The 11,613-nt window shown below is 65.8% G+C and carries 15 protein-coding genes; 13 read left to right on the forward strand and 2 right to left on the reverse strand.

Features of this window, described 5'->3' with window-relative positions; all coding sequences use genetic code 11:
• The first annotated feature begins 11 nt into the window (after positions 1–11).
• The 4 genes from NGJ44_RS06105 (at position 12) to NGJ44_RS06120 (ending at position 3,187) form a co-directional block, all read left to right on the forward strand.
• Positions 12–1,094, forward strand: a complete 1,083-nt coding sequence (locus tag NGJ44_RS06105) for an alanine racemase (protein ID WP_502802115.1) — start codon at positions 12–14, stop codon at positions 1,092–1,094.
• Positions 1,095–1,108: 14 nt separating this feature from the next.
• Positions 1,109–1,495 (forward strand): RidA family protein, encoded by a 387-nt coding sequence (locus tag NGJ44_RS06110; protein WP_251863410.1) that lies wholly within the window; start codon positions 1,109–1,111, stop codon positions 1,493–1,495.
• 179 nt (positions 1,496–1,674) lie between these two features.
• On the forward strand, positions 1,675–2,793 hold the full coding sequence (locus NGJ44_RS06115) for an autotransporter outer membrane beta-barrel domain-containing protein (protein WP_251863411.1): 1,119 nt from the start codon (positions 1,675–1,677) through the stop codon (positions 2,791–2,793).
• Between the two features lie 76 nt (positions 2,794–2,869).
• On the forward strand, positions 2,870–3,187 hold the full coding sequence (locus NGJ44_RS06120; protein ID WP_251863412.1) for a hypothetical protein: 318 nt from the start codon (positions 2,870–2,872) through the stop codon (positions 3,185–3,187).
• On the opposite strand, the gene NGJ44_RS06125 is transcribed toward NGJ44_RS06120, so the two are convergent.
• The gene (locus NGJ44_RS06125) at positions 3,151–3,480 is read right to left on the reverse strand and encodes a DUF2513 domain-containing protein (protein ID WP_053245404.1); all 330 of its coding nucleotides are present in this window, start codon (positions 3,478–3,480) and stop codon (positions 3,151–3,153) included. The genes NGJ44_RS06120 and NGJ44_RS06125 overlap by 37 nt on opposite strands.
• 120 nt (positions 3,481–3,600) lie before the next feature.
• On the opposite strand from NGJ44_RS06125, the gene NGJ44_RS06130 reads away from it, so the two are divergent.
• The 5 genes from NGJ44_RS06130 (at position 3,601) to NGJ44_RS06150 (ending at position 6,246) form a co-directional block, all read left to right on the forward strand.
• On the forward strand, positions 3,601–3,999 hold the full coding sequence (locus NGJ44_RS06130) for a hypothetical protein (protein ID WP_251863413.1): 399 nt from the start codon (positions 3,601–3,603) through the stop codon (positions 3,997–3,999).
• Positions 4,000–4,107: 108 nt separating this feature from the next.
• Positions 4,108–4,428: a hypothetical protein gene (locus NGJ44_RS06135; RefSeq protein WP_053245398.1), complete on the forward strand. Its 321-nt coding sequence runs from the start codon at positions 4,108–4,110 to the stop codon at positions 4,426–4,428.
• A gap of 375 nt (positions 4,429–4,803) precedes the next feature.
• Positions 4,804–5,007 carry a cold-shock protein gene (locus tag NGJ44_RS06140; protein WP_053245399.1) on the forward strand — a complete coding sequence of 68 codons (204 nt, stop codon included), beginning with the start codon at positions 4,804–4,806 and terminating at the stop codon, positions 5,005–5,007.
• Between the two features lie 82 nt (positions 5,008–5,089).
• On the forward strand, positions 5,090–5,650 hold the full coding sequence (locus NGJ44_RS06145) for a DUF924 family protein (protein WP_053243921.1): 561 nt from the start codon (positions 5,090–5,092) through the stop codon (positions 5,648–5,650).
• Between the two features lie 389 nt (positions 5,651–6,039).
• Positions 6,040–6,246: a cold-shock protein gene (locus NGJ44_RS06150; RefSeq protein WP_053243922.1), complete on the forward strand. Its 207-nt coding sequence runs from the start codon at positions 6,040–6,042 to the stop codon at positions 6,244–6,246.
• Positions 6,247–6,361: 115 nt separating this feature from the next.
• Here NGJ44_RS06150 and NGJ44_RS06155 read toward each other — a convergent pair whose 3' ends face one another.
• Positions 6,362–6,907, reverse strand: a complete 546-nt coding sequence (locus NGJ44_RS06155; RefSeq protein WP_053243923.1) for a TIGR00645 family protein — start codon at positions 6,905–6,907, stop codon at positions 6,362–6,364.
• A gap of 246 nt (positions 6,908–7,153) precedes the next feature.
• Here NGJ44_RS06155 and loiP point away from each other — a divergent pair, with 246 nt between their 5' ends.
• The 4 genes from loiP (at position 7,154) to clpX (ending at position 11,443) form a co-directional block, all read left to right on the forward strand.
• Positions 7,154–7,909 (forward strand): metalloprotease LoiP, encoded by a 756-nt coding sequence (loiP, locus tag NGJ44_RS06160; protein WP_251863414.1) that lies wholly within the window; start codon positions 7,154–7,156, stop codon positions 7,907–7,909.
• Positions 7,910–8,067: 158 nt separating this feature from the next.
• Positions 8,068–9,378, forward strand: coding sequence for a trigger factor (gene tig / locus NGJ44_RS06165; RefSeq protein WP_053243925.1), 1,311 nt, complete (start codon positions 8,068–8,070; stop codon positions 9,376–9,378).
• 4 nt (positions 9,379–9,382) lie between these two features.
• The gene (gene clpP, locus NGJ44_RS06170; RefSeq protein ID WP_053243926.1) at positions 9,383–10,036 is read left to right on the forward strand and encodes an ATP-dependent Clp endopeptidase proteolytic subunit ClpP; all 654 of its coding nucleotides are present in this window, start codon (positions 9,383–9,385) and stop codon (positions 10,034–10,036) included.
• Between the two features lie 108 nt (positions 10,037–10,144).
• Complete coding sequence (gene clpX / locus NGJ44_RS06175) at positions 10,145–11,443, forward strand: ATP-dependent Clp protease ATP-binding subunit ClpX (RefSeq protein ID WP_053243927.1); 1,299 nt, start codon at positions 10,145–10,147, stop codon at positions 11,441–11,443.
• The last annotated feature ends 170 nt before the right edge of the window (positions 11,444–11,613 follow it).

Below are 11,613 nucleotides of genomic sequence, written 5' to 3' on the forward strand. Positions count from 1 at the left end.
ACGAAACCCGCATGACGCGCAATATCGAGCGTCTGGCGGCCATCATGCGCGCGCACGGCGTCGGCCTGCGCCCGCACCTGAAAACTCCCAAATCGATCGAAGTGGCGCATCGCGTCATGAGCGGGCCGCGGGGGCCCGCCGCGGTATCCACGCTGCAGGAAGCCGAACAGTTCGCAGCGGCCGGCATCACCGACCTGCTCTACGCCGTCGGCGTCACGCCGGCCAAACTCGACCGCGTGCTGGCGCTGCGCCGCGCCGGCGCCGATCTGACCGTCGTGGTGGACAACCCGGAAGCCGCGGGCGCCCTGGCGCGGCGCGCGGCGCAAGAGGGCGAGGCGATTCCCGCCCTGATCGAAATCGACTGCGACGGCCACCGCGCCGGCGTGCAGCCGCAGGACACGGCCGCGCTGCTGGAAATCGGGCGCATTCTGCACGGCGCCGGCTGCCTGCGCGGCGTCATGACGCATGCGGGCGAATCCTACGGTTGCCGCAGCCTGGATGCCATCGCCGCCATGGCCGAGCAGGAGCGCCGCGCGGCGGTCGATTGCGCCCGGTCCTTGCGCGCCGCGGGCCTGCCGTGTCCCGTGGTCAGTGTGGGTTCGACGCCTACCGCCCACTTCGCGCGCAGCCTCGAAGGCGTGACCGAAGTGCGCGCCGGGGTTTATGTGTTTTTCGATCTGGTCATGGCCGGGCTCGGCGTGTGCGGCGTGCAGGACATCGCCGCAACCGTGCTGACCACCGTCATCGGCCACCAGCGCGAAAAGGGCTGGATACTGGTCGATGCCGGCTGGATGGCCATGTCGCGCGACCGGGGCACCGCCAGCCAGCCCGTGGACCAGGCCTACGGGCTGGTGTGCGATATCGACGGCGAGGTGCTGCCCGATCTTCTGCTGGCCGAAACCAACCAGGAGCAGGGCATCATCCGCCTGCGGCCCGGCAGCCGCCGCGCGCTGCCCGACCTGCCCATCGGCGCGCGGTTGCGCATCATGCCCAATCACGCCTGCGCCACTTGCGCCCAGCACGATGCCTACGAGGTCGTGCGCGCAGGCAGCCGCGCCGTCGTGGCGCGCTGGAGCCGTTTCCGCGGCTGGTGAATGGGGGGGCTTTCATGGATATCGTGTTCTCGCCGCGGGCCACGCCGCCCGCCGGGCATTACTCCCAGGCCGTGCGGGCCAATGGGTTCCTGTTCGTGTCGGGCCAGCTGGGTTTCCTGTCCCGCCACGGATCCGGCGCGCCGGCGCGCCTGGCCGACGGGATCGCGGCGCAGACCGAGGCGGCGCTTGCCAGCCTGGGCGCCATCCTGGAAGCGGCCGGAGCGGGGCCCGGCGCGGTGGCGAGCGTTACCGTGTATGTGGCCGATATCGCGCACTGGCCCGAGGTAAACCGCGCCTACGAACGCTACTTCGGCGCGCACCGGCCCGCCCGCACCGTCGTGCCCTGCGGCGCGCTGCATTACGGCGCGCTGGTGGAGATCAGCGCCATCGCCGTCGCCTGATCCGGCCGCAAGGCCCATGGGCCCCGCACTGCGGGGCCTGTTGTTTTTCACGCAGGCCGCCGGGGCGGAGACGGCGAGCGGGTGAACAGCCGCCAGAAACCCATGTATTTCGCCGCATCGGAGCCCGGGGCCGGTTTCTACAATTCGGTATTGTATTTTGTATCGAATATAGAGAAATTGTGAAAAATCCCTCCCTGCGCCATCCGAAATCTTTCCTGCCCGCGTTCTCCGGGCGTTCCGCCGCCGTCCTGCGCTGCGCGCTGCTGGCCGCCCTGGCGGCGGGCGCCGCGGCTGCCTGGCGGCCGGGCATGGCGGCGTCGCTGACGCCCGCCCAGCGCGCGGCGCTCGAAGCCCAGCGCGCGGCGATCGAAGCGCAGAAGCAGGCCGCGCTCGAGGCGCAGCGCCGGTTGCTGGCCGAATACCGCCAGGCGGTGGCAGACCGCGGCGCCAACGCGATCGCCATGGGCCAGACTGCCTCCATCATGTTGCTCGACACCGAACTGGGCACGGTGGCGCAGCGCCAGGGCGAGCTGCGCACCCGTCCCGAGCGGGGCGGTTTCTGGCTGCGCGGGGCGGCCAGCGGCTACCAGGTCGAAACCGCCGACGCCAGCGCGTTCGACCAGGACGCCAGCGCGGTCTCGGCAGGCGCCGACTATGCCTGGGCGGGGCAGGCGGGCACGCTCTACCTCGGCGGCTTTGTCGGCATGTCGCGGTCCGGGCAGGACGCGGAATTCGGCACGCACGGCAAGATCGACAGCCGCTATGCGGGCATCTACCTGTCGTACGAGCACCAGAGCGGCCTGTACCTCGACGTGGTGAACAAGGTGGGCCGGATCGAGCAGGACGTGCGTTTCGACCTCCCGCTGGACCGCGGCGAATACGCCGACAACGTGTCGCACACCACTTATTCAGGCAGTATCGAAACCGGCTATCACTGGAACCTGGGCTCGGGCTGGTTCGTCGAGCCCCAGCTCCAGGGTATTTACACGCGCAGCAGCCAGACTTCGGTGCAGGGCAGGGCGGGCCTGCGCGCCGGCCGCAGCATCGCGCTGCAGCAGGGCGGTGTGATGCAGCCCTATGTCAAGGCTTCCTACCTGAAGCAGTTCTCCCACGACGACACCGTGTCTTTCGGCAACACCGATTATCACGTCGCGCTGCCAGGCAACCGCTGGCAGCTGGGCGGAGGGCTGGGCGTGGAGTCCGGCCGTCACGGCGCTTTCGTGGACGTGCAGTACGGGCATGGCGCCAGCGTGAGTCACGAACTCACGGCCAGCATCGGCTACCGCTTCCGCTTCTAGGAAAACGGGCCGGTTGCGCCGGTCGCCGTCCTTATAATGCGGGACGCCTCGATGCCTGGGAGGAGGGCCGTCCGCCGTGCAATACGAATATCTGTTCTGGTCCATGGCCGCGCTGGTCGCGGCCGCCCTGGCCGTGGGTTCGCTGTGCGGCCGCATGGCGTCCGCCGGCCGCACGTTCGCGGGCGTGGCGGTCTGGGCCATCGCGGTGCTGGCGGGCGTCGCGCTGCTCGCCCCCCGGGGCGGCTTCGGCGACATGGCGGGCATGCTGGCAATCGCCGCGGCCATGTTCACGCTGGTAATCGCGTCGGCGTCGGCCTTGCTGACGCGCCGCATCCGGCGCCGGCGCGAGGCCGGGCGTCAGTCTTCGTCTTCTTCGTCTTCCTCTTCCTCGTAGTCCTCTTCGTCCTCGTCCTCGTCCTCGTCGTCCTCGTTCTGCTCGAGGGCGTCGTAGCCTTTCCAGGTCAGGCGCCAGCGCGTGGCGCCGGCGTTGGCGGCCGTCTCGCTGATCTGCTTCACCAGCCCGGCGTCGGCCAGCAGTTCGAGATGGTGGGCCACCACCTGCAGGCCCTGTTCCTCGGGGTGGGGCGCCAGCGCGGCGTTCTTGATGTCGTGTGTGCTCAGGTTCGGGCCGGACGCGTCGCGCAGCGCGCCCAGAATGGAAACCACCAGATCGAAATCGCGTTGCATGATGTGCACCTCGTCGGGGCTGGGAGGGAATGAATCCACAATAGCAGAGTTGCCGGGTTTCCAGTCCTGCTGGCACCACGGGTTACAGTCTCGCCTTTTCCCTTTCACCGAGTGTGCATCATGAAGAAACCCGCCGAACGTGATTGCCTTGCCATCGTTCCCGGCTACTCCGGCGCAGCGGCCAGGCTATTCCTGGCGCGCGACGAGGCAGGCCGGGTCTCGGGCGTGCTCGTTTTCGACCTGCAGGAGCGCCTGAAGGCGCAGGGCGACGCCCGGTCGGCGGCGGAGTGGGTCGGACAATGGCTGGCCCAGGAAAGCGGCAACCGCAAGGCGCGCCGCACCCGGCTGGAGGCGCAGCTGTTCGCCTGCCGCCATGCCGGATCCGACCAGGTCTCGTTCGAGCAGGCGCAGCAGGCGCTCAAGACGGTGCTCGCGGCCGCGGAGGTGCGCTGCCGCCGCGTGGCGGCCACGTCGGGGGCGGCGCGCCGTCCCATCGGTCCGAAAGCCGGAAAAGCGTAAAGCGCGCCGACCCATCCCGGGCCAGGGCTGTTATAGTCGCGCCTGGGTGTGCGCGCGCCTGCGTGCGCGCCCAGGCGGGCCACGTCCCGCGGATCAAGGAAGATGGAAATGGAAATACAGAGTCGGCTGGTTGCCGACGTGCCTGGCGGCGTAGCGCTGGACACCACGCTGGATGGCGAAAGCATCAGCACCTACGTTGTCACGGGCGTCACCGATCTCAATGCGATCGCTGACATCGTTCCCCGCGAAAAAGTCGACGCCGGCGCGGACATACACGCCGCAAATGTCGACGATGTTGATAATGCGCAAGAACAGATCGATCAGGTTCTGGAAAATATGAACCCTGGCGACGTTGCGGTTTTCCTTTGCGCCGATGCCGACGCCTTTGGCGCGGCACTCGACTTGCTGGGTTTGCCCATAGACGAGTAAGACCCCGGCTCCCGCCCGACGTCGTGCCAACGGCCTAGGACTTTTGTGCGCTGCCGCGGGACGGCGCTTATAGCTTATTTAAGCCGATATTTTTATTACGCATGGGTGGTTTGCACGCGTGCCGGGCGTTCTATTGCCTGTGAAAAGTGCGGATTTTCAACGTGGTTTCTCTTTGTTGCATTATTGGCACGTGTTTTTTAGGATTATGTTGACTTGTGAGGGGAACATAAATCATAGTTACGGCACACGATCACAAGCGTTGCGATTTTCGATCAGTGCCGTGCCTTTTCCGGCTTAGCGTTATTGTTCTACTGTCCCCTCCTTGATTGATTCGTGATCCCCGGGCGTTTGCTCATTATCTCTAGGAAATACAGTATGGAAACCGGCGTTGTTAAGTGGTTCAATTCGGAAAAGGGCTATGGCTTCATCACCCCGGAAGCGGGCGGCAAGGATCTGTTTGCCCACTTCTCTGAAATCCAGGCCACGGGCTTCAAGACCCTGGAAGAAAACCAGCGCGTCAGCTTCGTGACGGCCAACGGCCCCAAGGGTCCGCAGGCCACCAAGATCCAGGTTCTGTAAGAACCCGGCTCTCCGAGAAAAGCCCCGCAAGGGGCTTTTTTGTTTTGGGCGCCGCGGCGCCCGCTGCCCGAGCGGAGTTTCCATGGCCGATCTTTCTTCTTCCCGGTCCCCGGCATTCCGGGATGTGGTGCGATTCTGGCGCGCGGCCGGGCCGGCGCGCTGGTTCAGCAAGAGCCCCGCGTTCGACCGGGAATTCCGGCAGCGCTTCGAGGCCGCGCACATGGATGCCGCCGCGCGGCGCCTCGACGCCTGGTCGGCCGAACCCGAGGGCGTGCTGGCGCTGGTCATCCTTCTCGACCAGTTTCCGCGCAATGCCTACCGCGGCACGGCGCACATGTTCGCCACCGATCCGCTGGCGCGCGCATTCGCGCAGGCCGCCGTCGACGCGGGGCTCGACCAGCGGGTCGATGCCGCCATGAGGCAATTCGTCTACCTGCCTTTCGAGCACGCCGAAGACCCGCAGGCGCAGGAAAGGGCGGTCGCGCTCATGGAGCCTCTGGGGCAGGAGCCGCTGCGCTGGGCGCTGGTGCACCGCGACATCATCGAGCGTTTCGGCCGCTTTCCCCACCGCAATGCGCTCCTGGGCCGCGAAACCTCCGCCGCCGAGCAGGCTTTTCTGGACGCGGGCGGGTTCGCCGGCTAGGGTTGGCGCGTGCGGGGCGCGGCCCGGCCCCTCCGGGAACCGCAGGCCGTTGCTTAATCTGTTAAGCGGCGGCCGGCATGTATCCGTGGTTGGCTACATGAAAATATTTGTGTATGCGATGGTTTTTGCCGGGGTCAAAAGGGCAAAAAAGGCCGCCGCGCGGCGGGGCCGGAGGGCTGCCGGGCGGCTCGGGCATGCGCGCACCCATGGCATTTTTCAGCGAACCCCCATAAACTGAAATCCCAGCGAGATTTTCAAGCGACGCGGTCTCCGTTTACTGTCGCCGTCAGCGATGCGGGGCTTTTGCCTCCGGCAGTTCCGCCCCCGGCATTCTTGATGATCTGGCGCCCCGGGCTATCGCTCTCACACGCTTGGAAGGACAGGTACTTATGGCAACCGGCATCGTCAAATGGTTCAACGCCGAAAAGGGGTACGGCTTCATCGTGCCCGACGACGGCAGCAAGGATCTTTTCGCCCACTACTCGGAAATCCGCAGCGAGGGCTACAAGACGCTCCAGGAGAACCAGCGCGTCACTTTCGACATCGGCACCGGCCCCAAGGGGCCCAGCGCCAAGAACATCAAAGTCACGCCCTGACCGGCGCGGGCGCATCGCCCTTGCTGCAGCAAAAAAGCCCCGTAAGGGGCTTTTTTGCCTTGCGCCGCCGAAAGCCGCGGGAGCCCGCAGCGGCCCGCGGGCGCCCAATAGGCGCTCAATGGCGTCCGGGCGGCGGCGTGACGAGCTTGTCCACCAGGGCGATGCCCAGCGCGGAAAGAATGAAGAGGCCATGGATGATGGTCTGCCACATTACCCCCGACTCGGTGAAGCGCGTGCCCGGCGCGCCCAGGGAGCCGGCCTCGATGAAGGTGCGCAGCAGGTGGATGGAAGAGATGCCGATGATCGCCATGGCCAGCTTCACCTTCAGCACGCTGGCGTTGACGTGGCTCAGCCATTCGGGCTGGTCCGGGTGGTTCTGCAGCCGCAGGCGCGACACGAAGGTTTCGTAGCCGCCCACGATCACCATGACGAGCAGGTTCGAGATCATGACCACGTCGATCAGGCCGAGCACGATGAGCATGATTTCCATCTCGCCGAAACTCGTCGCGTGGGTCAGCAGGTGCCAGAGTTCCTTGAGGAACAGCAGGACATACACGCCCTGGGCCACGATCAGCCCCAGGTAGAGGGGCAGCTGCAGCCAGCGGGAACTGAAGATGAGGGCGGGCAGCAGGCCCAGCCGGGGAGTCTGATTTTCAATCATGGGGTAGATGCGAGCCGTGGGTGGAAAAAGCGGGCGGCAATTTTAACAATGCCGTCAGCTTTGCAACCCCGTCCGCCGACGCGGGGAGGGCGGCGCCTACCACGTTCGCGCCACGGCGGGCGCACATTTATGTAAGCGGATTTCGCATTTGCGAAACTCTGTGGCGAAGCGGCGCGTCTCTTGCGGCCCTATATAGAATGCGGCCTCACTCGGGACGATCCCCGTCTGCACACAGGAGTTTTTTCCATGAAGATCCGCTACACCGCCGCCGCGCTCGCCCTCGCGCTTGCCCCGTTCTCCGCCTCGCACGCTCTGGACATCGGCGGGATGATCGGCGCGGGCAGCAAAGTGGTGCAGGCCGCCACGCTCAGCGACGCCGACATCAAGGCGCTGTCCGACAAGGCCTGCGCGCAAAGCGACTCCCAGGAGAAGATCGCCGCGCCGGGCAGCAAGTACGACGCCCGCCTGCAGAAGCTCGCCAAGTCGCTGGGCGCCACGGTCAACGGACAGCGCGCCAACTACAAGGTCTACATCACCAAGGACGTCAACGCCTGGGCCATGGCCAACGGCTGCATCCGCGTCTACAGCGGCCTGATGGACATGATGAACGACGACGAGGTGCTGGGCGTGGTGGGCCACGAGATCGGCCACGTGGCCCTGGGCCACAGCAAGAAGGCCATGCAGACCGCCTACACGGTGTCCGCCGCCCGCGACGCCGCCGGCGCCGCCGGCAACTCGGCCGTCTCGGCCCTGAGTTCGTCCCAGCTGGGCGACCTGACCGAAAAGTTCATCAACGCGCAATTCTCGCAGTCGCAGGAAAGCGCGGCCGACGACTACTCCTTCGACCTGCTGCATGCCAAGAAGCTCAACACTCGCGGCCTGGTGACGGCGTTCCAGAAGCTTGCCGAGCTGGATGGCGGCAAGAGCGATATGATGAGTTCGCACCCGTCCTCGGCCAAGCGCGCCCAGCACATCGAGGAGCGCATCGCCACGGCCAAGTGACCGGGCCGGCAGGCCGCCTTTTCCGCCGAAAACGGGGCGCGGGCCTCCGGGCTTATCCGGGGGGCGCGCCCCGTTGTGTCAGGGGGGCGGCAGTTTCCGGTAAAATGGCGCGTTTATCCGCCCGTCATCTTTTTATCTTTCGGAATATAGGTCTTTTAATGCAGCCTGTGGTTGAAACCCTCTCCGGCCTCGAGCGCCGTGTTGATCTGGCCGTTTCGGTGGCCGACGTCGAAAAGGAAGTCCAGGCGCAATTGAAGCGCGTGGCCCGCACGGCCAAGGTGCCGGGCTTTCGTCCCGGCAAGGCGCCGCTCGCCATGCTCGAGCGCAGCCATGGCCCCGGCATCCGCTATGACGTGATCAACAGCCAGGTCGGCCGCGCTTTCGAAGCCGCCATCGACGGCGCCAAGCTGCGCGTCGCCGGCGCTCCCAGCCTCGAACCCAAGACCGAAGGCGCCGCGGAAGGCACGCTGGCCTTCACCGCCACGTTCGAGGTCTATCCCGAAGTCGCCGTCCCCGACCTCTCCACGCTGTCCGTCACGCGCTACGACACCGCCGTGACCGACGCCGAGGTCGAAAAGACCCTCGACGTGCTGCGCAAGCAGCGCGCCACCTACGAAGCCCGCGACGGCCGCGCGGCCCAGGACGGCGACCGCGTCACCCTGGATTTCGCCGGCACCATCGACGGCGTGCCGTTCGACGGCGGCAAGGCGGAGAACTTCGCGTTCGTGCTCGGCCAGGGCCGCATGCTGCCCGAGTTCGAGGAAGCCGCCGGCGGCCTGAAGGCCGGCGAAACCAAGGTCTTCCCGCTCAAGTTCCCCGATGACTACCAGGGTAAGGAAGTCGCCGGCAAGACCGCCGAATTCACCATCACCGTGAAGGAAGTGGCCGAAGGCGTGCTGCCCGAAGTCAATGGCGAATTCGCCAAGTCGCTCGGCCAGCCCGAAGGCGACGTCGAGAAACTGAAGGCCGACATCCGCAGCAACATCGAGCGCGAGGTCAAGGCCCGCTCGCAAGGCCGCACCAAGGCCAGCGTGATGGACGCCCTGGTCGAGGCGGGCAAGTTCGACGTGCCCAAGGCGCTGGTCGACAACGACGTGCAGAGCCGCGTGGCCGCCGCCCGCGAGGAACTGAAGCAGCGCGGCGTGCCCAACGCCGAATCGGTGCCCATTCCCGCCGAAGCCTTCGCCGCCGAATCCGAGCGCCGCGTGCGTCTGGGCCTGCTGGTGTCCGAGCTCGTCAAGCAGGCGCAGTTGCAGGCCAAGCCGGAGCAGGTGCGCGCCCGCATCGAAGAGTTCGCGCAGAACTACGAACAACCCGCCCAGGTTGTCAGCTATTACCTGTCCGACCGCCAGCGCCGTGCCGAAATCGAAGCCATCGTGCTGGAGGACAACGTCGTCGCGCACGTGCTGGAAAAGGCCAAGGTCACCGAAGAGAAGGTGCCTTTCGATCAGTTGATGGGGATGGCGTAACACCATGCAGAGATTCACCGATTTCTACGCGGCCATGCACGGCGGGTCCTCCGTGACCCCCACCGCCCTGGGGTACATCCCCATGGTGATCGAACAGTCGGGGCGCGGCGAGCGCGCCTATGACATCTATTCGCGCCTGCTGCGCGAACGCCTCATCTTCCTGGTGGGGCCGGTCAACGACGCCACCGCCAACCTGGTGGTGGCCCAGCTGCTGTTCCTGGAATCGGAGAATCCCGACAAGGACATCTCCCTGTACATCAACTCGCCGGGCGGGTCGGTGTACGCGGGCATGGCCATCTTCGACACCATGCGGTTCGTCAAGCCGGACGTCTCCACGCTGTGCACCGGCCTGGCGGCCAGCATGGGCGCGTTCCTGCTGGCGGCGGGCACGAAGGGCAAGCGCTTCACGCTGCCCAACTCCCGCATCATGATCCACCAGCCCTCGGGCGGCGCCCAGGGGCAGGCCTCCGACATTCAGATCCAGGCCCGCGAAATCCTGGACCTGCGCGAGCGCCTGAACCGCATCCTGGCCGAGAACACCGGCCAGCCGGTCGAGCGCATCGCGGTGGACACGGAACGTGACAACTTCATGTCGGCCGAAGATGCGGTATCGTATGGATTGGTGGACAAGGTGATGACCTCCCGCGCGGAAGGCTGACTTCCCGAGGTTGATCCCACACCCTGCTGCCGTCACGATTGAGTAAGCGTAGGCTGCGCCGGGCCTGCAAGCGGTCCGGCGCGTCGTTACCTGAGATACGAAACACATATGCCTGAAAAAAAGGGATCGGCAGACGCAAAGGTGCTGCATTGTTCGTTTTGCAACAAGAGCCAGCATGAAGTCCGCAAGCTGATCGCGGGCCCGTCGGTCTTCATTTGCGACGAATGCATAGACCTGTGCAACGACATCATCCGCGAGGAGGCCCAGGCCACCGCGCGCGCGGCGATTCGTTCCGAGCTGCCCACTCCGGCTGAAATCAAGACCTTCCTCGACCAGTACGTCATCGGCCAGACCGGCCCGAAGCGCATGCTGGCGGTGGCGGTCTACAACCACTACAAGCGCATTCGCCACGGCGAGATCAAGGGCGACGAGGTGGAGCTCTCCAAGAGCAACATCATGCTCATCGGGCCCACGGGTTCCGGCAAGACGCTGCTGGCCCAGACGCTGGCGCGCATGCTGAACGTGCCCTTCGTCATGGCCGACGCCACCACCCTGACCGAAGCCGGCTACGTGGGCGAGGACGTCGAGAACATCATCCAGAAGCTGCTGCAGAACTGCAACTACGAAGTCGAGAAGGCGCAGCGCGCCATCATCTACATCGACGAAATCGACAAGATTTCCCGCAAGTCCGACAACCCGTCGATCACGCGCGACGTTTCGGGCGAAGGCGTGCAGCAGGCCCTGCTCAAGCTCATCGAGGGCACGGTGGCCTCGGTGCCGCCGCAGGGCGGCCGCAAGCACCCCAACCAGGACTTCGTGCAGGTCGACACGACCAACATCCTGTTCATCGTGGGCGGCGCCTTCGACGGCCTGGAAAAGATCATCCGCGATCGCACCGAGAAGTCCGGCATCGGCTTCTCGGCTTCCGTGCGGGCCAAGTCCGAGCGCGGGGTGGGCGAGCTTTTCAGCGAGGTCGAGCCCGAAGACCTGATCAAGTTCGGCCTCATTCCCGAACTGGTCGGCCGCCTGCCGGTGGTCGCCACCCTGGACGAGCTCGACGAGGCGGCCCTGGTGCAGATCCTCACCGAGCCCAAGAACGCGCTGGTCAAGCAGTTCCAGAAGCTGTTCGCCATGGAAGGCGCCGAGCTGGACGTGCGCCCCGCCGCCCTCAAGGCCATCGCACGCAAGGCGCTGCGCCGCAAGACCGGCGCGCGCGGCCTGCGCTCCATCATCGAGCAGGCGCTGCTGGACACCATGTACGAGCTGCCTTCCCAGGGCAACGTCAAGCGCGTGGTGCTGGACGAGAACGTCATAGAGGGGGACGGCAAGCCGTTGCTCATCTACGCGGACGAAGACGCCGCGCCGGAAAAGCCGGCGCGTGGAGAAGTCCGGGACGCCGCCGCCTGATGGATATTTCAAAAAAACCCGTTCTTGAAACGGGTTTTTTTGGTTTGGAACGCCCCGGATTTGCCAGGCCGGGTAGTCTATGCAGCAGGCGTCCCGTTTCCGCACGATGCTCCGGAAGCGGGCAAAACCGTACTGGAGGCCTTTTCGCATCGTTTTTGCTTATCGGTCCG

Source organism: Achromobacter sp. Marseille-Q4962, assembly GCF_943737005.1.
Classification (GTDB): domain Bacteria; phylum Pseudomonadota; class Gammaproteobacteria; order Burkholderiales; family Burkholderiaceae_B; genus Achromobacter.

What these genes read in the sequence shown, in the direction of transcription:
- clpX (WP_053243927.1), top strand. Translation starts at nt 10,145, where the DNA reads ATGCCTGAAAAAAAGGGATCGGCAGACGCAAAGGTGCTGCATTGTTCG.
- NGJ44_RS06140 (WP_053245399.1), top strand. Translation starts at nt 4,804, where the DNA reads ATGGAAACCGGCGTTGTTAAGTGGTTCAATTCGGAAAAGGGCTATGGC.
- clpP (WP_053243926.1), top strand. Translation starts at nt 9,383, where the DNA reads ATGCAGAGATTCACCGATTTCTACGCGGCCATGCACGGCGGGTCCTCC.
- NGJ44_RS06135 (WP_053245398.1), top strand. Translation starts at nt 4,108, where the DNA reads ATGGAAATACAGAGTCGGCTGGTTGCCGACGTGCCTGGCGGCGTAGCG.
- NGJ44_RS06105 (WP_502802115.1), top strand. Translation starts at nt 12, where the DNA reads ATGACGCGCAATATCGAGCGTCTGGCGGCCATCATGCGCGCGCACGGC.
- loiP (WP_251863414.1), top strand. Translation starts at nt 7,154, where the DNA reads ATGAAGATCCGCTACACCGCCGCCGCGCTCGCCCTCGCGCTTGCCCCG.
- NGJ44_RS06125 (WP_053245404.1), bottom strand. Translation starts at nt 3,480, where the DNA reads ATGCAACGCGATTTCGATCTGGTGGTTTCCATTCTGGGCGCGCTGCGC.
- NGJ44_RS06110 (WP_251863410.1), top strand. Translation starts at nt 1,109, where the DNA reads ATGGATATCGTGTTCTCGCCGCGGGCCACGCCGCCCGCCGGGCATTAC.
- NGJ44_RS06155 (WP_053243923.1), bottom strand. Translation starts at nt 6,907, where the DNA reads ATGATTGAAAATCAGACTCCCCGGCTGGGCCTGCTGCCCGCCCTCATC.
- NGJ44_RS06150 (WP_053243922.1), top strand. Translation starts at nt 6,040, where the DNA reads ATGGCAACCGGCATCGTCAAATGGTTCAACGCCGAAAAGGGGTACGGC.
- tig (WP_053243925.1), top strand. Translation starts at nt 8,068, where the DNA reads ATGCAGCCTGTGGTTGAAACCCTCTCCGGCCTCGAGCGCCGTGTTGAT.
- NGJ44_RS06130 (WP_251863413.1), top strand. Translation starts at nt 3,601, where the DNA reads ATGAAGAAACCCGCCGAACGTGATTGCCTTGCCATCGTTCCCGGCTAC.
- NGJ44_RS06145 (WP_053243921.1), top strand. Translation starts at nt 5,090, where the DNA reads ATGGCCGATCTTTCTTCTTCCCGGTCCCCGGCATTCCGGGATGTGGTG.